Annotated in this window: 20 protein-coding genes and 1 other RNA gene; 15 read left to right on the top strand and 6 right to left on the bottom strand. The window is 68.2% G+C overall.

The window, feature by feature from the left end; all coding sequences use genetic code 11:
- The first annotated feature begins 104 nt into the window (after window positions 1-104).
- Window positions 105-938 carry a 30S ribosomal protein S2 gene (rpsB, locus tag HD841_RS09985; protein WP_179508689.1) on the top strand — a complete coding sequence of 278 codons (834 nt, stop codon included), beginning with the start codon at window positions 105-107 and terminating at the stop codon, window positions 936-938.
- Window positions 939-1,034: 96 nt separating this feature from the next.
- Window positions 1,035-1,970 carry a translation elongation factor Ts gene (tsf, locus tag HD841_RS09980; protein WP_179508688.1) on the top strand — a complete coding sequence of 312 codons (936 nt, stop codon included), beginning with the start codon at window positions 1,035-1,037 and terminating at the stop codon, window positions 1,968-1,970.
- A gap of 173 nt (window positions 1,971-2,143) precedes the next feature.
- Here tsf and HD841_RS09975 read toward each other — a convergent pair whose 3' ends face one another.
- A complete protein-coding gene (locus HD841_RS09975; RefSeq protein WP_257015395.1) occupies window positions 2,144-3,394 on the bottom strand; it encodes a carbohydrate porin in 1,251 nt (416 codons plus the stop codon).
- 340 nt (window positions 3,395-3,734) lie between these two features.
- On the opposite strand from HD841_RS09975, the gene pyrH reads away from it, so the two are divergent.
- The 12 genes from pyrH to ffs all read left to right on the top strand — a co-directional run bounded on the left by pyrH (window position 3,735) and on the right by ffs (window position 13,905).
- Entirely contained in the window at window positions 3,735-4,466 is a 732-nt protein-coding gene (gene pyrH, locus HD841_RS09970) for a UMP kinase (protein WP_179508687.1), read from the top strand.
- Window positions 4,467-4,469: 3 nt separating this feature from the next.
- Window positions 4,470-5,027 carry a ribosome recycling factor gene (gene frr / locus HD841_RS09965; RefSeq protein WP_179508686.1) on the top strand — a complete coding sequence of 186 codons (558 nt, stop codon included), beginning with the start codon at window positions 4,470-4,472 and terminating at the stop codon, window positions 5,025-5,027.
- Window positions 5,024-5,773: an isoprenyl transferase gene (locus HD841_RS09960; protein WP_373562984.1), complete on the top strand. Its 750-nt coding sequence runs from the start codon at window positions 5,024-5,026 to the stop codon at window positions 5,771-5,773. Before frr ends, HD841_RS09960 begins: the two co-directional genes overlap by 4 nt.
- Window positions 5,770-6,561 (top strand): phosphatidate cytidylyltransferase, encoded by a 792-nt coding sequence (locus HD841_RS09955; RefSeq protein WP_179508685.1) that lies wholly within the window; start codon window positions 5,770-5,772, stop codon window positions 6,559-6,561. Before HD841_RS09960 ends, HD841_RS09955 begins: the two co-directional genes overlap by 4 nt.
- Window position 6,562: 1 nt before the next feature.
- Window positions 6,563-7,738: a 1-deoxy-D-xylulose-5-phosphate reductoisomerase gene (locus HD841_RS09950; protein WP_179508684.1), complete on the top strand. Its 1,176-nt coding sequence runs from the start codon at window positions 6,563-6,565 to the stop codon at window positions 7,736-7,738.
- A 13-nt stretch (window positions 7,739-7,751) separates the two neighbouring features.
- Entirely contained in the window at window positions 7,752-8,885 is a 1,134-nt protein-coding gene (gene rseP / locus HD841_RS09945; protein WP_179508683.1) for an RIP metalloprotease RseP, read from the top strand.
- Window positions 8,886-8,965: 80 nt separating this feature from the next.
- Window positions 8,966-11,785, top strand: a complete 2,820-nt coding sequence (gene bamA, locus HD841_RS09940) for an outer membrane protein assembly factor BamA (RefSeq protein WP_179508682.1) — start codon at window positions 8,966-8,968, stop codon at window positions 11,783-11,785.
- Window positions 11,785-12,543: an OmpH family outer membrane protein gene (locus HD841_RS09935; RefSeq protein WP_179508681.1), complete on the top strand. Its 759-nt coding sequence runs from the start codon at window positions 11,785-11,787 to the stop codon at window positions 12,541-12,543. The genes bamA and HD841_RS09935 overlap by 1 nt, the downstream gene beginning before the upstream one ends.
- 46 nt (window positions 12,544-12,589) lie before the next feature.
- Window positions 12,590-13,039 (top strand): 3-hydroxyacyl-ACP dehydratase FabZ, encoded by a 450-nt coding sequence (gene fabZ / locus HD841_RS09930; RefSeq protein WP_179508866.1) that lies wholly within the window; start codon window positions 12,590-12,592, stop codon window positions 13,037-13,039.
- 120 nt (window positions 13,040-13,159) lie between these two features.
- Window positions 13,160-13,393 carry a 50S ribosomal protein L31 gene (gene rpmE / locus HD841_RS09925; protein ID WP_179508680.1) on the top strand — a complete coding sequence of 78 codons (234 nt, stop codon included), beginning with the start codon at window positions 13,160-13,162 and terminating at the stop codon, window positions 13,391-13,393.
- 47 nt (window positions 13,394-13,440) lie between these two features.
- Complete coding sequence (locus HD841_RS09920) at window positions 13,441-13,761, top strand: PilZ domain-containing protein (protein ID WP_179508679.1); 321 nt, start codon at window positions 13,441-13,443, stop codon at window positions 13,759-13,761.
- A 46-nt stretch (window positions 13,762-13,807) separates the two neighbouring features.
- Window positions 13,808-13,905: signal recognition particle sRNA small type (gene ffs, locus HD841_RS09915), an RNA gene on the top strand.
- An 11-nt stretch (window positions 13,906-13,916) separates the two neighbouring features.
- Here the strand turns inward: ffs and HD841_RS09910 are convergent.
- From HD841_RS09910 to HD841_RS09900, 3 genes are all read right to left on the bottom strand, one after another.
- Entirely contained in the window at window positions 13,917-14,600 is a 684-nt protein-coding gene (locus tag HD841_RS09910) for a 2OG-Fe(II) oxygenase (RefSeq protein ID WP_179508678.1), read from the bottom strand.
- A gap of 69 nt (window positions 14,601-14,669) precedes the next feature.
- Window positions 14,670-15,506 carry an RcnB family protein gene (locus HD841_RS09905; RefSeq protein WP_179508677.1) on the bottom strand — a complete coding sequence of 279 codons (837 nt, stop codon included), beginning with the start codon at window positions 15,504-15,506 and terminating at the stop codon, window positions 14,670-14,672.
- A gap of 93 nt (window positions 15,507-15,599) precedes the next feature.
- Entirely contained in the window at window positions 15,600-16,172 is a 573-nt protein-coding gene (locus HD841_RS09900) for a (2Fe-2S)-binding protein (RefSeq protein WP_179508676.1), read from the bottom strand.
- Window positions 16,173-16,247: 75 nt separating this feature from the next.
- Here HD841_RS09900 and HD841_RS09895 point away from each other — a divergent pair, with 75 nt between their 5' ends.
- Complete coding sequence (locus HD841_RS09895; protein ID WP_179508675.1) at window positions 16,248-17,048, top strand: DODA-type extradiol aromatic ring-opening family dioxygenase; 801 nt, start codon at window positions 16,248-16,250, stop codon at window positions 17,046-17,048.
- Here the strand turns inward: HD841_RS09895 and HD841_RS09890 are convergent.
- Window positions 17,033-18,208, bottom strand: coding sequence for a CaiB/BaiF CoA transferase family protein (locus HD841_RS09890; protein WP_179508674.1), 1,176 nt, complete (start codon window positions 18,206-18,208; stop codon window positions 17,033-17,035). The two genes, HD841_RS09895 and HD841_RS09890, sit on opposite strands and share 16 nt — an antisense overlap.
- On the bottom strand, window positions 18,205-19,389 hold the full coding sequence (locus tag HD841_RS09885; RefSeq protein ID WP_179508865.1) for an acyl-CoA dehydrogenase: 1,185 nt from the start codon (window positions 19,387-19,389) through the stop codon (window positions 18,205-18,207). The genes HD841_RS09890 and HD841_RS09885 overlap by 4 nt, the downstream gene beginning before the upstream one ends.
- Between the last annotated feature and the right edge of the window lie 195 nt (window positions 19,390-19,584).

The following is a 19,584-nucleotide window of genomic DNA, read 5'->3' as shown; positions in this document are numbered from 1 at the left end:
GCAACCCTCAAAACCCCGCATGGGAAGCATCATAGCCCGGTGCGTGTGGCCGCAAGGTCCGCGTCATCCGCTTCCCAGAGGCATTAACCGGAAGGACTTATCCTATGGCGGCTCCCGTCGTCACCATGCAGCAGCTTATCGAGACCGGCGCGCACTTCGGCCACCAGACCCACCGCTGGAACCCGAAGATGAAGCCCTACATCTTCGGCGACCGTAACGGCGTCCATATCCTCGACCTGTCGCAGACCGTTCCCCTCTTCGCCCGCGCGCTCGAGTTCGTCTCGTCGTCGGTCGCCAGCGGCGGCAAGGTGCTGTTCGTCGGCACCAAGCGCCAGGCGCAGGACGCCGTCGCCGATGCGGCGCGCCGTTCGGGCCAGCATTTCGTCAACCACCGCTGGCTGGGCGGCATGCTCACCAACTGGAAGACGATCAGCAACTCGATCAAGCGCCTCAAGAGCCTCGAAGAGCAGCTCTCGGGCGACACGCACGGCCTGACCAAGAAGGAAGTGCTCCAGCTCACCCGTGAGAAGGACAAGCTCGAGCTCAGCCTCGGCGGCATCCGCGACATGGGCGGCGTGCCCGACGTCATGTTCGTGATCGACGCGAACAAGGAAGAGCTGGCGATCAAGGAAGCCAACACGCTCGGCATCCCCGTCGTCGCGATCCTCGATTCGAACGTCTCGCCCGACGGCATCGCCTTCCCGGTGCCGGCGAACGACGACGCCAGCCGCGCCATCCGCCTGTATTGCGAGGCGATCGCCATCGCGGCGACGCGCGGCAACCAGGAGCAGCAGTCGCGCCGCGGCGTCGACCTCGGCGCGCAGGACGTTGCCCCGGTCGAGGAAGCGCTGACCGTTCCGACCCCCGAGCCCGAGCAGCAGGCTGCCGGCACGGTCGAGGGTGCGGGCGCCGAGGCAGAGCGCCAGATCGACGCGTAACGCGCGTCGTCGAACCGTCATGCGGGCGGGGTAGGGCGCGGGACACCCGGCGCCCTGCCTCGCCCGTAACCACATTCAGAACAAGGATTATGCAACATGGCTGAAATCACCGCAGCGATGGTCAAGGACCTGCGCGAGAAGAGCGGCGCGGGCATGATGGATTGCAAGAAGGCGCTCAACGAGACGTCGGGCGACATGGACGGCGCGCTGGACTGGCTGCGCACCAAGGGCCTGGCCGCCGCGCAGAAGAAGTCGAGCCGCACCGCCGCCGAGGGCCTCGTCGGCGTCGCCACCGCCGGCACCAAGGGCGCCGCGGTCGAGGTGAACTCGGAAACCGACTTCGTCGCCAAGAACGACCAGTTCCAGCAGTTCGTCCGCGAAGTGACCCAGATCGCGCTCGCCACCAGCGACGATATCGAAGCGATCAAGGCCGAAGCGATGCCGTCGGGCACGACGGTCGCCGAGGTGCTGACCAACAACATCGCCACGATCGGCGAGAACCAGTCGCTGCGCCGCGCGCGCCGCCTCGAAGTGTCGAAGGGGGCGGTCGTCTCCTACGTCCACAACCAGGCGTCGCCGGGCCTCGGCAAGATCGGCGTGCTCGTCGCGCTCGAATCGGACGCGTCGGACGAGGTGCTCCAGGGTCTCGGCAAGCAGCTCGCGATGCACATCGCCGCCGCTTTCCCGAAGGCGCTGAACGAGGAAGACCTCGACGAGGCTGAGATCGAGCGCGAGCGCGCGATCGCGACCGAGAAGGCTGCGGAATCGGGCAAGCCGGCCGACATCATCGCCAAGATGGTCGAGGGCAGCATCGCCAAGTTCCGCAAGGAGCATGCGCTGGTCAGCCAGCTGTTCGTCATGGACGGCAAGACCAAGATCAGTGACGTCGTCGCCAAGGCGGCCAAGGACGCCGGTGCGTCGATCGTGCTGAAGGACTATGTCCGCTTCCAGCTCGGCGAGGGCATCGAGAAGGAAACGTCCGACTTCGCCGCCGAAGTCGCCGCCGCCTCGGGCGTCGCGCAGAAGGGCTGATCCGGCCCGCACGGATCGTGCGGTTCGATACGACGGGGCGTCGCGCTTTCGAGCGCGGCGCCCTTTTCGTTGGCGGGCTTTCAACGCGGGTCTGGCCGCCGCACCCGGGGCTGCGTCGCCATTCCGGATGGTCGAGCGCCCCCACTCGTACACCGCTGCGCCGTGTCGCCCGTTCAGCCGCTCACCCACGCGATCGTCAGCCGGATCCCGACGACCAACGCGTCGGGGATCGTGGGGTCGCCGGAGGGGTGCGCGACATATTGCACGTCGGGCTGCAACGACACGCCATGACGCAGCTCGTCGCTGTACGTCACTTCATAGATCGTCTCGACCTTGCCCAGCGGCATCGGTCCGTCGGGCTGGCCCTGCCGATAGCTCTGCGACAGCACGCCGCTGCCCGCGCCGATGGAGAGCGCGCTGGCGCGTCGCGACGCGACCGGGCGCAGCAACAGCAGCCCGCCCTGCCAGCCGCCGCGGAACGGCGTCGTCCGCCCCTCCGACAGGCCGAGCCGGAGAAAGCCGATCAGGTGGTGCGGACCGTCCGCGGTGCCGATCAGATCGTGCTCGCCGAGCAGATAGACGCCGCGCGATACATGCGTGTCCGGCGCGATGGTGATATCCGGCGACAGCACCGCCGGCTGCCGGCGGGTATAGCGCCACGCGCCGATCGCCACGCGGCCGCTGCCGGTCCAGCCTGCCTCGGCGATGAGCAACGCGCCGTCGCGCCCGGTCAGGTCGACGCCGCCGTCGTCGCCGAGCGTTCCGGCATGCGCGTTGACGACGGCGAATGCGCCATAGGCATGCGCGGTGGTTACCCGGAAGCGCAGGGCGAGCGCCGTCGAGGGGAAGATCGCCGGCCCGTTGACGCCGGTCGCCGCCAGTTCCGATCCGACGCCGAACATTGGTGAGATCAGCAGGCCGGCGGCCTCGTTCTGGTAGAACTCGCTGTTGACGTCGTAGAGGCCGGCGCGCAGCGTCGCGTCCGTGCCGATCCCCTGTTGCAGCCATGCCTCGTAGAGCTTGAGCCGGCGGTCGGCGACCTCGATATTGTTGATGCCCTGGATCGATCCGGCGAGCGCATCCGGCTTGCCGCCGAGATTGTTGAGTATCGAGGCGTGCGCCCGCGCGCGCTTCCAGCCGACCGCGGCGTCCAGATCGACGCTGCCGGTGACGTAGATGTCGTCGAGCCAGCGCAGGCCGCGATCCATGCCGCCATCGGCGACGCCGGCAACATCGGCCTTGTAGGTTGCCGCCAGCGTCCACGCGGGCGGCGCGGCGTCCTGCGCGCGCGCCTCCAGCGGCCCGATGACGGCGATTGCGATCACCGCTGCCGCCCCTCCCGCGACGGTGCGCGCCTTCCCCCACATGACCGTACCGATGCCCCCGATGCCCCAGTCGCGGCCTTGGACCAACTGCCCTTCCATCGCGTTGCCTTTGCTGGCTAACGGCGGCTTAACCGCAGATCTTAGCGCAATCGAAATTTCCGGCCGGGCGACGCGGGCAGGGAATTGTCAGATGATACAAACGCTTGGCTGAAAACGGCAGGCCAGCGGGCGCGGGATCGCACGCGCACAATTCTGCGGTAGCGGGCCGGCGGTGTCGCGAGCAGGCGTCCGCGGCCCGGTGCAGTGGCCGGCGGCCGACACGATCGGCTGCGGTGGCGGACGTGTCAAAGCGGTCCTGCATGCGATCAGCCGAAGGTTGCCCCCGCGCGCGCGCGGGCCTAAGGTCGGTTCCGCTTTCTCCCACCAGCGATAGGAACTTATGACGTTCGCGCCGCGCTTCAAACGCATCTTGTTGAAACTGTCCGGCGAAGTGCTGATGGGCGAGGGCAGTGGCCTGTCCATCGACCCCGCCGTGACCGCGCGCGTCGCCGAGGAGATCGCCGACGTGAAGGCGCAGGGCTATGAGCTGTGCATCGTCGTCGGCGGTGGCAACATCTTCCGCGGCATCTCCGGCGCCGCCCGCGGCATGGAGCGCGCGACCGGCGATTATATGGGCATGCTCGCCACCGTCATGAACGCGCTGGCGGTGCAGAATGCGCTCGAGCAGATCGGCGTCGAAACGCGCGTCCAGTCGGCGATCCCGATGGCGTCGGTATGCGAACCGTTCATCCGCCGTCGTGCCGAGCGTCACCTGGAGAAGGGCCGCGTGGTGATCTTCGCCGCCGGTGTCGGCAGCCCGTTCTTCACCACCGATTCCGGTGCCGCGCTGCGCGCCGCCGAGATGAAGTGCGACGCGCTGTTCAAGGGCACCTCCGTGGACGGCGTCTACGATGCCGATCCCAAGAAGGTGCCGACCGCGACGCGCTACCAGACGGTCAGCTATTCGAAGGTCTTGTCCGACGACCTCAAGGTCATGGACGCCAGCGCGATCGCGCTGTGCCGCGACAACAACATCCCGATCGTCGTCTTCAACATTCGTGAGCACGGCAATTTTGCCGCGGTCCTCAACGGTGATGGCGTCTCGACGGTCGTCCAGAACGAACAGGAGTAGACCATGGCAGCCTATGACAAGGCCGATCTCGAGCGCCGGATGGCCGGCGCCGTCGAAGCGCTCAAGCACGACCTCAACGGTCTGCGGACCGGCCGCGCGTCGACCGCGCTGCTCGATCCGGTGACGGTCGAGGTATACGGCAGCCATATGCCGCTGGTGCAGGTCGCCACCGTATCGGTGCCCGAGCCGCGCATGCTGTCGGTGCAGGTGTGGGACAAGTCGAACGTCAGTTCGGTCGAGAAGGCGATCCGGTCGGCCGGCCTCGGCCTCAACCCGATCAACGACGGCCAGACGCTGCGCCTGCCGATCCCCGACCTGACCGAGGAGCGCCGCAAGGAACTCGCCAAGCTCGCCGGCAAATATGCCGAGGGTGCGCGGATCGCGGTTCGCAACGTGCGTCGCGACGGCATGGACAATCTGAAGACCGACGAGAAGAAGGGCGTCATCAGCGAGGACGAGCGCAAGCGCCACGAGACCGAGGTGCAGAAGCTCACCGATGCGACGATCGCCGAGCTCGATGCGGCCGCGGCAGCGAAGGAAAAGGAAATCCTCGGAAAGTGAGTCCGACGGCGGCCTCGGTGGCGACGCTGGCGGCGGTTCCGGATACGGGGCCGGTGCCGCGCCATGTCGCGATCATCATGGATGGTAACGGCCGCTGGGCGAAGGCGCGCCATCTGCCCCGCGTCGCCGGTCACAAGGCCGGCGTCGAGGCGGTGCGCCGCGTCACCCGTGCCGCGCGGGCGATCGGCGTCGAGGCGCTGACCCTCTACGCCTTCTCCAGCGAGAACTGGCGCCGACCGGAGGACGAGGTCGGCGCGTTGATGGGGCTGCTGCGGCTGTTCATCCGCAGCGACCTTGCCGAACTCGTCGCCGAGAACGTGCGGCTGCGCATCATCGGCGACTATCGCCGCTTCGCGCCCGATCTCGTCGCGCTGGTCGACGATGCGATGGCCAAGACCGCAGCCAACACCGGGCCGATCCTGGTGATCGCGCTCAACTACGGATCGCAGGCTGAACTGGTCGCTGCCACCCGCCGGCTCGCCGCGCGCGCCGCGGCTGGCGAGATCGATCCGATGGCGATCACCGCCGACCATATCGAGGCGGAACTCGATACCGCCGACCTGCCGCCGCTCGACCTCGTCATCCGCTCGTCGGGCGAGCAGCGGCTGTCGAATTTCCTGCTGTGGCAGGCGGCCTATGCCGAGCTGCTGTTCGTCGACACGCTCTGGCCCGATTTCACCGGCGACACGCTCGCCGATGCGATCGCCGCCTTCGGCCAGCGCCAGCGGCGCTACGGCGGCCTGTGAGCGACGCGCCCACCGGCAAGCGCCCCTCGGAGCTTGCGACGCGCACGCTGACCGGCCTCGGGCTGGTGGCGCTTGCGCTGGTCGCGCTGGCACTGGGCGGCTTCGTCTTTTGGCTGCTCGTCGTCACGGTCGGCGTGTTCATGATGGCGGAGTGGAGCGACCTCCACGCCGCCGATTCCAAGACCAAACGGCTCGGCCAATATGTCCTGTCGGTGCCGCTGGCGATCATGTGCCCGCTCGCCGCGGGGCCCGATTTCTTCGCGCTCGGCCTGCTCGCCGGTGCCTTCTTTTTCCTGACGATCATCACCCGCCGGCCGCAGCTCGGCGCGGGCGTGCTCTATTGCGGCCTGCCGATCTACGCGCTGCTGCTGATCCGGCACGAGCCCGACGGCCTGCGTAACGCGCTCTGGGCGCTCAGCCTCGTCTGGGCGACCGATATCGGCGCCTATTTCGCCGGGCGCAGCATCGGCGGCCCCAAGCTGGCGCCGCGGATCAGCCCGAACAAGACCTGGGCCGGCCTGATCGGCGGCATCGTGCTCGCGACGATCGTCGCCGCGGTGATGAGCCGGGTGTATCTCCTCCCGTTGCGCTTCGTGATCGCGACGCCGCTGCTCGCGATCCTCGCGCAGGCCGGCGACCTCTACGAAAGCCACCTCAAGCGCCGTGCCGGCGTCAAGGATTCGGGCAGCGTGATCCCCGGCCATGGCGGCTTCCTCGACCGTCTCGACGGCGTCGTTCCGGTGATGCCGGTCGCGGCGCTGCTCGTCGTCGTGCCGCTCGCCTTCTGACATGAAAACCGTCTCCATCCTCGGTGCGACCGGCTCGGTCGGCACCTCCACGCTCGATCTCGTCGAACGCGAGCCCGACCGCTTCAAGGTGCGCGCGCTCACCGCCAACGGCGACGTCGGCAAGCTGGCCGCCGCCGCCCGCCGCACCAAAGCGGAGCTGGCGGTCGTCGCCGACGAATCCTGCCTGCCCGCGCTGCGCGATGCGCTCGCCGGTACGGGCACGCAGGTCGCCGGGGGCCGCCAGGCGATCTGCGACGCGGCCGCGGGCGCCGACTGGACGATGGGCGCCATCGTCGGCTGCGCGGGCCTCGAGCCGGTTATGGCCGCGATCCGCCACGGCGGCACGGTGGTGCTCGCCAACAAGGAACCGCTCGTCTCCGCCGGCGAGGTGATCCTCGCCGCTGCCGCCGCCTCGGGCGCGACGCTGCTGCCTGCGGACAGCGAGCATAACGCCATCTATCAGTGTTTCGATTTCTCCCGGCCGGAGGGCGTGCGTCGCATCATCCTCACGGCGAGCGGCGGTCCGTTCCGCGACTGGACGCTGGAGGAGATGGCAAGCGTCACCGTCGAACAGGCGGTCGCCCACCCCAATTGGTCGATGGGCGCCAAGATCAGCATCGACAGCGCGACGATGATGAACAAGGGCCTCGAACTGATCGAGGCGGCGCGCCTGTTCCCGGTGCCGCACGCGCGAATCGAGGTGGTGATGCACCGCCAGTCGGTGATCCATTCGATGGTGGACTATGTCGACGGATCGATGCTGGCGCAGCTCGGGCCGTCCGACATGCGCGTGCCGATCGCGCATACGCTCGCCTGGCCGGCGCGGATGGCGACGCCGATGGCGCCGCTCGACCTCGTCGCGATCGGCCGGCTCGATTTCGAGGCCTGCGATCCGGTCCGCTTCCCGGCGCTCACGCTCGCCCGCGACGCGCTCGAGGCGGGCGGCGCGCGTCCCGCGATCCTGAACGCCGCCAACGAGATCGCCGTGGCCGCCTTCCTCGATGGGCGCATCGGCTTCCTCGAAATTGCCGCAATCGTCGCCGATACGCTGGATCATTATGATCCGCCGGCGCCCGACACGCTGGAGGCGGTTCTCGCCATCGATGGTGAGGCGCGACAAAAGGCGGACGAACGTATACGGGAAGCGGCTAAGGGGCGTGTAAAGGTTCGCGCGTGAAGGATTGCCCAGCTTGATCCAGTCCCCCGGCGTTCTGATGGCCGTGCTCGCATTCCTGTGCGCGATCGGTCCGCTCGTCTTCATCCATGAAATGGGCCATTATCTCGCCGGCCGTCTGTTCGGCGTGAAGGCAGAGGCGTTCTCGATCGGCTTCGGCCGCGAGATTGCCGGCTTCACCGATTCGCGCGGCACGCGCTGGAAGTTCGGCTGGCTGCCGCTCGGCGGCTATGTCCGCTTCGCCGGCGACATGAATCCGGCCAGCCAGCCCGACGCCGACTGGCTGGCGCTGCCCGCGGCCGAGCGCGCCCAGACCTTCCAGGCCCAGCCCTTGTGGCAGCGCGCGATCATCGTCGCCGCCGGACCGGCGATCAACCTGATCCTCGCGGTGCTGATCCTCGCCGGCTTCGCGTACCATTATGGCGTCGACCGCACCCCCGCCGTGGTCGGGACGGTGCTCGCCGGCGCGCCCGCCGCCAAGGCCGGCCTGCAACCCGGCGACCGCATCCTGTCGATCGACGGTCGCCCGATCGAGACGTTCACCGACATCGCCCGCTATGCGCTGATCCGCCCCGGCGAGCAGGTCACGCTGCGCATCGCGCGCGGGGATGCGACGATCGCCACGCCGCTGGCGATCGGCGTCGTCCACCAGCGCGACCGCTTCGGCAACGAATATCGCATCGGCCGGATCGGCATCGGCGGCGGCACCCCGGTGCTCGCGCCGGTCAGCCTTGCCGAGGCACCGGCGGCCGGCGTGCGGATGACGGTCAGCATCATCTCCGGCACGCTGGAGACACTGGGGCAGATCATCAGCGGCCGCCGCTCGATCGACGAACTCGGCGGGCCGATCCGCATCGCCAAGATCTCGGGCGAGCAGATGGCGCTCGGTCTGCCCGCCTTCGTGTGGCTGGTGGCGATGCTGTCGATCAATCTGGGGTTCATCAATCTGCTGCCAGTACCGATGCTCGATGGCGGTCACCTCTTCTTCTATGCGATCGAGGCGATCCGCCGCCGGCCCCTCGAACCCAGGGTGCAGGAATGGGCATTCCGCGGCGGACTTGCTGCGGTTCTGGCGCTGATGCTGATCGTGACCTTCAACGATTTGAGTGCAGTCGGTCTGTGGCAGCGGCTGGCCGGCTTGATCGGCTGACCGGCTTGGGGCAGGGCAGGGTCCTGCGTCCCGGCGGATATTGGTATCCTGACGTATTTGGGGTGGGTTGAGTGACAGCGATGAAGAGTACCAAGTTCGCGCCGGTGAGCGCCGCGTTGCTGGCCGGCACGATGCTGTCGGGCATGCCGGCGATGGCGCAGACCGCGCCCGAGCCGGCTGCGCAGCAGCCCGCGGCCGACGCCCCCGCCGCGACTCCGACGCCGGCTCCTGCTCCGGCCGCCACGCGCGCGCCCGCGCGGGCTGCCCGTACCCCCGCGACGCCGGCTGCCCCCGCCGCGGCGCAGGCGGCGACGCCGGCACCGGTGCGCACGATCAAGACGCTGCGCGTCGAGGGGTCGCAGCGCATCGAGCCGGAGACGGTGCTGTCCTACACCAAGCTGCGCGTCGGCATCCCCTACACGGCCGAGACGCTCGATCAGGCGCTGAAAGACCTGCAGGCGTCGGACCTGTTCGTCGACTTCTCGATCTCCGGTGTCGAGACCGGCGACATCGTGCTGCGCATCCGCGAGAATCCGATCATCAACCGCGTGATCCTCGAGGGCAACAAGGCGCTCAAGAGCGACAAGATCACCAAGGAGATCAAGCTCGCGCCGCGGCAGATCTTCACCCGCACCGCGGTCCGCCAGGACGTGTCGCGGATCATCGAACTCTATCGCCGCCAGGGTCGCTTCGCCGCGGTGATCAGCCCGAAGATGGTCAGCCTCGACCAGAACCGCGTCGACGTGGTGTTCGAGATCACCGAGGGGCCGAAGTCCAAGGTCCGCCAGATCAACATCATCGGCAACGAGGTGTTCAACGACGGCAAGCTGCGCGGCGAGATGGTCACCAAGGAATCGCGCTGGTTCCGCTTGCTCTCGTCCAACACCTCCTACGATCAGGATCGCCTGAACTACGACCAGCAGAAGCTGCGCCAGTTCTACTTGACGCAGGGCTATGCCGATTTCCGCGTCACCTCCGCGGTCGCCGAGCTGACGCCGGACAAGCGCGACTTCATCATCACCTATGTCGTCGAAGAGGGTAAGCGCTACAAGTTCGGCGACGTCACCGTCGACAGCGAGATCCGCGACTTCGACAACAAGAAGCTCGCCGCGTCGCTGCCGATCAAGAAGGGCGACTGGTACAACGCGAAGCTCGTCGAAAATTCGGTCGATCAGCTGAGCGAGGCCGCCGGCCTGTTCGGCTATGCGTTCACCGACGTCGCGCCCGACTTCCAGCGCGATCCCGAGACGCTGACGATGGGGATGAACTTCCACATCGCGCAGGCGCAGCGCACCTATGTCGAGCGGATCGACATCAACGGCAATACGCAGACGCAGGACAAGGTCATCCGTCGCGAGATCCGTCTCGCCGAAGGCGACGCGTTCAACAGCTTCCAGGTCAAGCGTTCGCAGGATCGCATCAACTCGCTGGGCTTCTTCCAGGACAAGATGGAGATCAAGCAGAACCCCGGTTCGGCGCCCGATCGCATCATCCTCGAAACCAATCTCGAAGAGAAGAGCACCGGTGAGCTGCAGCTCTCGGTCGGCTATTCCAGCCTCGAACGCTTCATCATCCAGGCCAACATCACGCAGAACAATTTCCGCGGCAAGGGCCAGGTGCTGCGTGCCGGCGTCAATTACTCGACCTATTCCAAGTCGATCGAACTGGGCTTCACCGAGCCCTATCTGTTCGACAAGAACGTCGCGATCGGCGTCGACGTGTTCCGCCGCGATTACAACTCGTTCAACTATATCGGCACGCAGCGCCAGACCACCTATTCGCAGGTGTCGACCGGCTTCCAGGTGCGCATGGGCGTGCCGCTCACCGAATATTGGTCGCTCGCCGGCCGCTACGGCCTGTCGTACGACGAGGTCGGGCTCGATCAGGCAAGCTATTTCACCGACGGGGCCTGCGACCCGCTCAAGGCCGGCCGCTATCTCTGCGAGGCGATCGGCAATCGCTGGACCTCGTCGGTCGGCTATTCGCTGATCTACGACAGCCTCAACAGCCGTCTGCGCCCGACCGCGGGCCAGCGCCTCAGCTTCAGCCAGGATTTCGCGGGCCTCGGCGGCGACGTGAAATATATCCGTACCCGGCTCGAAGGCTCGAAGTTCGTCAACGTCGGCTCGGGCTTCATCGGCTCGCTGGTCGGCGAGGCCGGTTACATCAAGTCGCTGGAAGGCAGCCGCGGCCCCGGTGTCGACCGCATCCGTATCACCGACCGCTTCTACCTTGGCGAGCCGCAGTTCCGCGGCTTCGACATCCGCGGTGTCGGTCCGCGCGTGCAGCGTCAGCAATATACCGTCGACACCACCACGGGTAAGCAGATCCTCGTCACCGACCGCGACCAGCTCGTCGACGACGCGCTCGGCGGCCGGGCCTATTACCTTGCCCGCGCCGAGCTGGAGATCCCGTTGGGTGCCGGTGCGCGCGAACTCGGCCTGCGGCCGTCGATCTACGTCCAGGCGGGCAGCCTGTTCGGCCTGACCCGGCCGCTGCCGACCGCCAACTTCCCGACGATCACCGATGCGGCGGGCAACGTCACCGTGCTGCCGATCCAGCGCCTGCTGCTCGATTCGTCGGGTCGCCAGCTCTATCAGGTGCCGACCGGTGCAGCGACTGGCTCGGGAGGGTTCACCACCTGCGCGATCGGCTTTTCAGCGACGCTGGGCGGCCCGTGCGCGGGCAGCTCGACCAATGCGATCGCCTATCAGAGCCCGATTCCGGCGTTCAAGGAGACCTATTACGCCAGCAATGCGACGCCGCGGGTCAGCGTCGGCATCGGCGTCAACTGGACTTCGCCGTTCGGTCCACTACGGATCGACCTTGCCAAGGCGCTCGTCACGCAGAAGGGTGACGATCCCAAGCTTATTACCTTCAACGTGGGGACTCAGTTCTAATGAAGACGATCACCAAGACCTCGCTGGCGGCCCTCGCCGGTGCCTCGCTCGCGCTGGCGGCCGGTGCCGCGACCGCGCAGACCGCCGGGATCGCCACGGCGCAGGCCGATGCGGCGATCTTCAGCGCCAAGGCGTTCGACGCTGCCAACCAGCAGATCTCGACGACCTTCAAGACGCAGCTCGATCAGGCTGCCGCGGCGCAGACCGCGCTGAACACGCAGCTGCGCACGCTGCTCGACACCAACAAGGACGGCCAGGTCAGCCAGGCCGAGGCCGCCGCCGCCGAAGCGCCCAACAGCGCGATCGGCAACCAGGTGCGCGCCGCGCAGCAGAAGGCGCAGCCCGGCATCGAAGCGGCGCAGGGCCCCGCGATCAAGGCGCAGGCCTATGCGCTCGAACAGGTCATCGCAAAGTATGACCCGGCACTGCGCGCCGTCGTCGCCGCCAAGAAGATCAACGTCGTGCTCGCGCCGAACGCGATCCAGTACGCGCCGCCGTCGACCGACGTGACCCGCGACATCATCGCGGAGATCGATCGCACCACGCCGACCGTCTCGATCACCCCGCCGGCGAACTGGCAGCCGCAGCAGCAGACGGTCGAGCTGCTCCAGCAATACCGCCAGCTCGTCTATGCGAACGCCGCCCGTCGTCAGCAGGCCGGCGCACCCGCTTCCGCCGCCGGCACCCCGGCTCCGGCCGCCGGCACGCCCGCGCCTGCCGCCGGCGCCAAGCCGCGCGCCACGCCGCAGGGCCGCTAAGGCCGCACGGGTGAGCGACGACGCAACCCAGGAGCAGGGCAAGACCATGGGGCCGCTCGATATCGGGCGGGTCATGGCGGCCCTGCCGCATCGCTACCCGATGCTGCTGGTCGACCGGGTCGAGGAGATCATCCTCGACCGGTCGATCGCGGCGATCAAGGCGGTGACGATCAACGAAGGCTTCTTCCAGGGGCATTTCCCCGGCCGCCCGATCATGCCGGGCGTGCTGATCGTCGAGGCGCTGGCGCAGGCCGCCGGTATCCTCGCGGTCGAGAGCCTGGGCCTCGCCGGCTCGGGCAAGCTGGTCTATTTCATGGCGATCGACGGCGCGAAGTTCCGCAAGCCGGTCGAGCCCGGCGTGCTGCTCCGCCTGGAGGCGAGCTTCGTCCAGAAGCGCGCCAGCGTGTGCAAGTTCGCCGGCATCGCCCGCATCGACGGTCAGATGGTGGCGGAAGCCAATTTCACCGCGATGATCGCCGACCCTCCGAAGGCATGATATCCTCGCTCCGCACGCCGGAGCGGGGACGCCACCTTTTGACAATTCCGCGCCGCTCCTCTACGGGCGCCGCTTCCCTTTCAGGCTGGTCGGAACCAGCCGCATCCGGAGCATCGTGACGTGAAGAAAGACACCCACCCCGACTACCACATGATCAAGGTCCAGATGACCGACGGTACCGTGTTCGAGACCCGCTCCACCTGGGGCAAGGAAGGCGACACGATGCAGCTCGACATCGATCCGCTGGCGCACCCGGCGTGGACCGGTGGTCGCGGCACGATGCTCGACGCCGGCGGCCAGGTCGCCCGCTTCAACAAGCGCTTCGGCGGCGGGCTCACCCTCCGCAAGGGCTGATCGGCTCGTTTACGCGAACATAACCATGGTCTGGCTAGATCGTGGTCATGTTCGCGGCAGAGTTCGAACCTGCATTGACGTATGGCCGGCGCCGCGTTCCGCGTGCGCCGGCTTCGTTATTTGGGGCGATCGACAAGGCGCAGCGGACCTTGTGCAAGGTGGTCGACATCTCGATCCACGGTGCCCGTCTGCAAACCTATGACCCGCTGACCCGCCACAGCCTGATCTGGCTGACGCTGCCCGCGGCGGGCTCGATCGCCGCCGAGGTGCGCTGGGCGGAGGATTTCATCGCCGGCTGTCGCTTCCGGCAGGCGCTCGACCCCGACGTGTTCGAGATGCTCGTCACCCTCAACCGCGCAGGTCGTTGATCCAACTCACCCCTTGATCCCGCGCCCGGACGTCGCCATAGGCTTGCGCGGGAGTCGGGCGGACGTGGTCGTCGCCAACCCGGTCAGGTCCGGAAGGAAGCAGCCGCAACGATTTCGCCGCGGGTCGTCCCGGCTCCCACCTTAGCTTAGCGTCGTCAGGATGCCCGCTTGAGCCAGGAGCGCTCGCGGAACCATTTGGTGACGATATACTTGGTCCCATCCACCACCGCCGTCCCTTCGTGCAGCGTCGCCGTGTTGGGCGTGCCGTCCGGGTTCATGTTGTTCCAGGCGAGCAACAGCCCGCGTCGCGGTGCGATCTTGAAGCCGGCCTGCGGAAACCACGTCGCGCCGCCCTCGGCGACGTCGTTCAGGTAGATCATCGTCGTCCACGTCCGCTGGCCGCCCGACGCCTGCATCTGCGCCCAATAGCTCTCGGTCTCGTGGAAATAATCGTGATGCGCGCGAAAATGCTGCCCCGGTGCGTAACGCTGGCCCTGCAACGTCTCCCCATGATCGGCGGGCAGGCCGAGCAGCGCGGCGATCGCCTCGTCGATCGGCTGCACCTCGGGCGCATAGCGGTTCATGTCGCAGCTTTCGCTGGTGCGGAAGCCCGGGTCGGCGCGATCGGACAGCAGCGATGAGGGGCGGCGGTTGGCATCGATCATCGCGATCAGCGTCTCGCATTGCGCGGCGTCGAGGAAGTCGAGATGATAATAGATCTGGATCGCCGGAACCTCGGCGCGCGTCACCCCCGGATTGGCGTCGAGCCGTTGCGCGACGAGGGTGCCGGCCTGCTGGCGTAGCGGAGAGGGGGCGGGCGCTTTGCGACGGGCGAACATGGCCTGAGAAATGCCGTCGCCGCGCCGCAAAGACAACCGTCAAAGCGGGAAGGGGACGCCCCCTCCCGATCAGTAGAAGATGCCGTAGACCGTATCGATCACCAGCCCGCTGCGCAGATCGACGAGCAGCGCATCGTCGTAATAGCGGACCCAGCGATACGGGCCGTACGCCTCGGGCAGGCGATAGGTATAGGGATCGCGGATCCAATAGGTCCGGCTGAACAGCACCGGCGACAGCGGCACGCCCACCCCGAAGCGGCTATAGCCGCGCCCCCAGCCCGACGGCGCGTAATAATGCGGCAGGCGATAGGCGCCCCGGTTCATCGCGCGATAGCGGTTCCAGTCGTAGCGGTCGTCGTCGCGCCAGCCCCGGTCCCAGCCGCCGCGGGGCCCGCCGCGCCAGTCGCGCACTGCCGGTCCGCGGTCGTCGAACCGCCGTTCGTCCCAGCCGCGGCCGTCATCGGCGCGTCCGACATTCCCGCGGCCGACATTGCCCCAGCCGACGTCGGGGCGCCGGTCATCGGGGCGCCGGTCGTCAGGGCGGGGACCGTCGCGATCCGGGCGCGGCCCGCGGTCGGGTCCGGGGCGATCGTCGCGGAAGCGGGGCCCGTCGTCGGGACCGGGGCGCTCGCGCGGCGGCGGCGGCGGCCCGCGATCGGAACCGAAGTCGCCCGGCTGCGGCCGCTCCGCGCGATGCTGCACCTGCCAGCCGAGATCGCCAGACGGCGCCGGCCCGCGGTCCGGTCCCCGGTCGGGTCCAGGCCCGCGGTCTGGCCCGGGGCCCGGCTCGGGCCGTGGCCCCGATCCAGGACCGCGCTGGTTCCAGCCGCCCGGTCCGTCCTGCGCCTGAGCAGCGGCTGGCATCAGCATGGATGCCGCCAGCAACGCCTTGATCACGGTCTTCATCCCTGTTCGTCCTCAACCCGCCGGCGCACGAGCCGGCTCCGATGATGACTCCGTTCTAGACCGATCGGGATGTGGCCAAGCTGAATTGGATCGTCAGCGTTCCGACAGCTTGTCGCGCCCGGCGTCCGCCGCCGGCGGCACCAGCGCCGGCACGACCCGCGCCGCGTCGGCGGGATCGATGCCGGGCCGCGCGCCGGCGGGGATGGTCTCCTCGCCGCGGGTGGCGCGGCCGGCGCGCTGGATCGCCTCGACCAGCCGCGGATAGACGCCGCAGCGGCACAGGTTGCGGATCGCGCTGCGGATGTCCGCTTCGCTCGGGTCGGGGCTGTGCTTGAGCAGCACGGCGGCGGCCATGATGATGCCGGGGATGCAGAAGCCGCATTGCGGCACGTTGGCGGCGATGAAGGCGAGTTGCAGCGGGTGGTTGCGCTCGTGCGACAGCCCCTCGATCGTCGTGACGAAGCTGCCCTCGACCGATCCGATCGCGACCTGGCACGACAGCATCGCACGCCCGTCGATATCGACCGTACAGGCGCCGCAATGACCGGTGCCGCAGCCATATTTGGTGCCGGTCAGGTTCGACGCGTCGCGCAACGCCCACAGCAATGGCGTGGCAGGATCGAGCCGGTATTCGACCGGCTGGTTGTTGACCGTGAGGCGCGACATGGCGCCTCTTAGGCGAAACGCGCCGTTTCGATCCAGACGATTGCGGCGCACGCGGCGGATCGCGACCTTGCCGGCATGACGCTTCCGACGCTGTTCGTGCCGCATGGCGGCGGCCCGTGTTTCTTCATGGACCCGCATGGTGGGCCACCCGACCCGATGTGGCGGCCGATGCAGGCCTATCTCGCCGGGCTGATCGCCACGCTCCCCGAGCGGCCGCGCGCGATCCTGATGATCTCCGGCCATTGGGAGACGCCGGAGCTCACCGTCCATGTCGGCACCCGGCCGGCGCTGCTGTTCGACTATCACAACTTTCCCGAGCATACCTATCGCCTGCGCTGGGATGCGCCGGGTGCGCCCGATGTCGCGCGCCGCGCCGCCGCCTTGCTGCGTGCAGCGGGGCATCCGGTCGGCGAGGAGGCGGCGCGGGGCTGGGACCATGGCGTGTTCATTCCGATGATGGTCGCCGATCCCGCCGCGGCGATCCCGCTGGCGCAACTGTCGCTACGCGCCGATCTCGACCCGGCCGCGCATGTCGCGATCGGCCGGGCGTTGGCACCGTTGCGCGACGAAGGCGTATTGATCGTCGGATCGGGGATGAGCTTCCACAATCTGCGCGCCCGCGGGCCGCAGGTGACGCCGGTCGCCGCCGCCTGGGATGCGGCGCTCACCGCTGCGGTCACCGACCCCGATCCGGCCCGCCGTGCCGCGCGGGTGATCGACTGGCCGGCGCTGCCGCACGCCCGCTTCGCGCACCCCGCTGCCGAACATCTGCTGCCGTTGATGGTGGCGCTCGGCGCCGGCGGCGAGGATGTCGCGACCTGCGACTATCGCGACGTGGTGATCGGCTGGGCGGTGTCGGCCTATCGGTTCGGCTGAGCGGTCTCGGCATCGTCGCCCGATCCGAGTCGCGGCGCCGGGCGACCGGTGGCGAGGTCGGCATCGGAGAAGCGGATCGGCGTACGCAGTCCGCGGATCGGTGCGTGATCGAGCACCATGCCGCGCGCCAGCACCTGCGGATCGGTCAGCGCCTGTTCGACCGTGTTGATCGGCCCTGCCGGCACGCCTGCCGCATCGAGCCGCGCGAGCAGGTCGTCGCGGGCGAAGGCCCGCGTCGCGGCGGTGATCGTGGCGAACAGCGGCGCCTTGTGCTCGAGCCGCAGCGCGTTGCTCGCGTAGCGCGGATCGTCGCCATCCATCCCGACCACCGCGCAGAAGCGGCGGAACTGGCCGTCGTTGCCGACCGCGAGGATGAACCAGCCGTCCGCCGTCTCGAACACCGCATAGGGGCAGACGTTGAGATGTGCATTGCCGACCCGTGCCGGCGAGACGCCGCTGGCGAAATAATTCGCCGCCTGATTGGCGAGCACGCCGGTCATCGTGTCGAGCAGCGCCATGTCGATCCACTGGCCGCGGCCGGTCCGCTCGCGCATCGCCAGCGCCGCCTGGATCGCGATCACCGCATACAGGCCGGTGGTGATGTCCGCCATCGCCACGCCGATCTTCTGCGGCGCGCCATCGGGGTCGCCGGTCAGGTCCATCATCCCGCTCATGCCCTGGACGATGAAGTCATAGCCCGCCCGCGGCGCATAGGGTCCGTCCTGGCCGAAGCCGGTGATCGAACAATAGACGAGGCGCGGGTTGAGCGCGGAGAGGCTGGCGTAATCGAGCCCGTATTTGGCGAGGCCGCCGACCTTGAAATTCTCGATCAGCACGTCGGCCTCGGCGGCGAGGTCGCGGACGCGCTGCTGTCCCTCCGTGGTGGTGAAGTCGATGACGTGGCTGGTCTTGCCACGGTTGCAGGCGTGGAAATAGGCGGCGTCGCGCGTGCCGTCGCCATAATCGACGAACGGCGGGCCCCATGTTCGCGTGTCGTCGCCGGCGGGGCTCTCGACCTTGATCACCTCGGCGCCGAGGTCGGCGAGCACCTGTCCCGCCCACGGCCCGGCGAGGATGCGGGCGAGTTCGAGCACCTTGAGCCCGGCGAGGGGAGACGGCTTGAGCCCTTCCCCTGAGGGGGAGGGGTTTGCGCTGCTCAAAACGCCGCGATCCCCGTGATCGCCCGGCCGAGGATCAGCGCGTGGACGTCATGCGCACCCTCATAGGTGTTCACCGTCTCGAGGTTCATCATGTGGCGCATCACCTGATATTCGCCGGAGATGCCGTTGCCGCCGTGCATGTCGCGGCTCATCCGCGCGATCTCCAGCGCCTTGCCGACGTTGTTGCGCTTGACGAGGCTGACCATCTCAGGCGCGAACCGTCCCTCGTCCATCAGCCGGCCGACGCGCAGCGACGCCTGCAAACCGAGCGCGATCTCGGTTTCCATGTCCGCCAGCTTCTTCTGATAGAGCTGCCGCCCGGCGAGCGGGGTGCCGAACTGCTTGCGGTCGAGGCCATAGGCCCGCGCGGCGTGGAAGCAGAATTCGGCCGCGCCCAGCGCGCCCCAGCTGATGCCGTAGCGCGCGCGGTTGAGGCAGCCGAACGGCCCCTTGAGCCCCTCGACGTTCGGCAACAGCGCCTCCTCGCCGACCTCGACATCCTCCATCACGATCCCGCCGGTGATCGAGGCGCGCAGGCTGAGCTTGCCCTCGATCTTGGGCGCGGACAGGCCCTTCATGCCCTTGGTCAGCACGAAGCCGCGGATCGCGCCCTGGTGCGCGTCGGACCTCGCCCAGACGACGAAGACATCGGCGATCGGCGCGTTCGAGATCCAGGTCTTGGTGCCCGACAGGACGTACCCGCCGTCGACCTTGCGCGCGCGCGTCGTCATGCCGCCGGGGTCGGAGCCGGCATCGGGCTCGGTCAGGCCGAAGCAGCCGATATAGTCGCCGCTCGCGAGCTTGGGCAGGAACGCCTGCTTCTGCGCCTCCGACCCGTAGGCGAAGATCGGATACATCACGAGGCTCGACTGCACGCTCATCATCGAGCGATAGCCCGAATCGACCCGCTCGACTTCGCGTGCGACCAGCCCATAAGCGACGTATCCCGCACCGACGCCGCCATATTCCTCGGGCAGCGTCGGCCCGAGCAGGCCGAGTTCGCCCATTTCGCGGAAGATCGCGGGGTCGGTGTGCTCGTGCTGGAACGCCTCGACGATCCGCGGTGCAAGGCGATCCTGCGCATAGCCGCGCGCGGTGTCGCGGATCATCCGCTCGTCCTCGCTCAACTGATCGTCGAGCAGGAAGGGGTCGGCCCAGTCGAACTTGCCCATGCCCGCCATCATCTTCTCCTTTTGAAGATGCGGTACGGGGGATGCGGGAGGAGGGCAAGACCCGAGAAAATCCTCCCCCGCCAGCGGGAGGGGGACCGTTCGGCGTCAGCCGAATAGTGGAGGGGGAGGCAGGGGTGGGAGCTTCGTGACTAGGCTCGCACCCCTGCCTCCCCCTCCGTCAGCGCTTCGCGCTGCCACCTCCCC

This window comes from Sphingomonas melonis, assembly GCF_013409985.1.
GTDB classification, from domain to species: Bacteria; Pseudomonadota; Alphaproteobacteria; order Sphingomonadales; family Sphingomonadaceae; genus Sphingomonas; species Sphingomonas melonis_A.
Note: the sequence above shows the minus strand (reverse complement) of the source record. Positions and strands in the feature narration are given on the sequence as shown.

What these genes read in the sequence shown, in the direction of transcription:
- HD841_RS09975 (WP_257015395.1), bottom strand. Translation starts at nt 3,394, where the DNA reads ATGGAAGGGCAGTTGGTCCAAGGCCGCGACTGGGGCATCGGGGGCATC.
- tsf (WP_179508688.1), top strand. Translation starts at nt 1,035, where the DNA reads ATGGCTGAAATCACCGCAGCGATGGTCAAGGACCTGCGCGAGAAGAGC.
- bamA (WP_179508682.1), top strand. Translation starts at nt 8,966, where the DNA reads ATGAAGAGTACCAAGTTCGCGCCGGTGAGCGCCGCGTTGCTGGCCGGC.
- frr (WP_179508686.1), top strand. Translation starts at nt 4,470, where the DNA reads ATGGCAGCCTATGACAAGGCCGATCTCGAGCGCCGGATGGCCGGCGCC.
- pyrH (WP_179508687.1), top strand. Translation starts at nt 3,735, where the DNA reads ATGACGTTCGCGCCGCGCTTCAAACGCATCTTGTTGAAACTGTCCGGC.
- HD841_RS09900 (WP_179508676.1), bottom strand. Translation starts at nt 16,172, where the DNA reads ATGTCGCGCCTCACGGTCAACAACCAGCCGGTCGAATACCGGCTCGAT.
- fabZ (WP_179508866.1), top strand. Translation starts at nt 12,590, where the DNA reads ATGGGGCCGCTCGATATCGGGCGGGTCATGGCGGCCCTGCCGCATCGC.
- HD841_RS09920 (WP_179508679.1), top strand. Translation starts at nt 13,441, where the DNA reads ATGTTCGCGGCAGAGTTCGAACCTGCATTGACGTATGGCCGGCGCCGC.
- HD841_RS09885 (WP_179508865.1), bottom strand. Translation starts at nt 19,389, where the DNA reads ATGGCGGGCATGGGCAAGTTCGACTGGGCCGACCCCTTCCTGCTCGAC.
- HD841_RS09950 (WP_179508684.1), top strand. Translation starts at nt 6,563, where the DNA reads ATGAAAACCGTCTCCATCCTCGGTGCGACCGGCTCGGTCGGCACCTCC.
- HD841_RS09935 (WP_179508681.1), top strand. Translation starts at nt 11,785, where the DNA reads ATGAAGACGATCACCAAGACCTCGCTGGCGGCCCTCGCCGGTGCCTCG.
- HD841_RS09905 (WP_179508677.1), bottom strand. Translation starts at nt 15,506, where the DNA reads ATGAAGACCGTGATCAAGGCGTTGCTGGCGGCATCCATGCTGATGCCA.
- HD841_RS09910 (WP_179508678.1), bottom strand. Translation starts at nt 14,600, where the DNA reads ATGTTCGCCCGTCGCAAAGCGCCCGCCCCCTCTCCGCTACGCCAGCAG.
- HD841_RS09895 (WP_179508675.1), top strand. Translation starts at nt 16,248, where the DNA reads ATGACGCTTCCGACGCTGTTCGTGCCGCATGGCGGCGGCCCGTGTTTC.
- rpsB (WP_179508689.1), top strand. Translation starts at nt 105, where the DNA reads ATGGCGGCTCCCGTCGTCACCATGCAGCAGCTTATCGAGACCGGCGCG.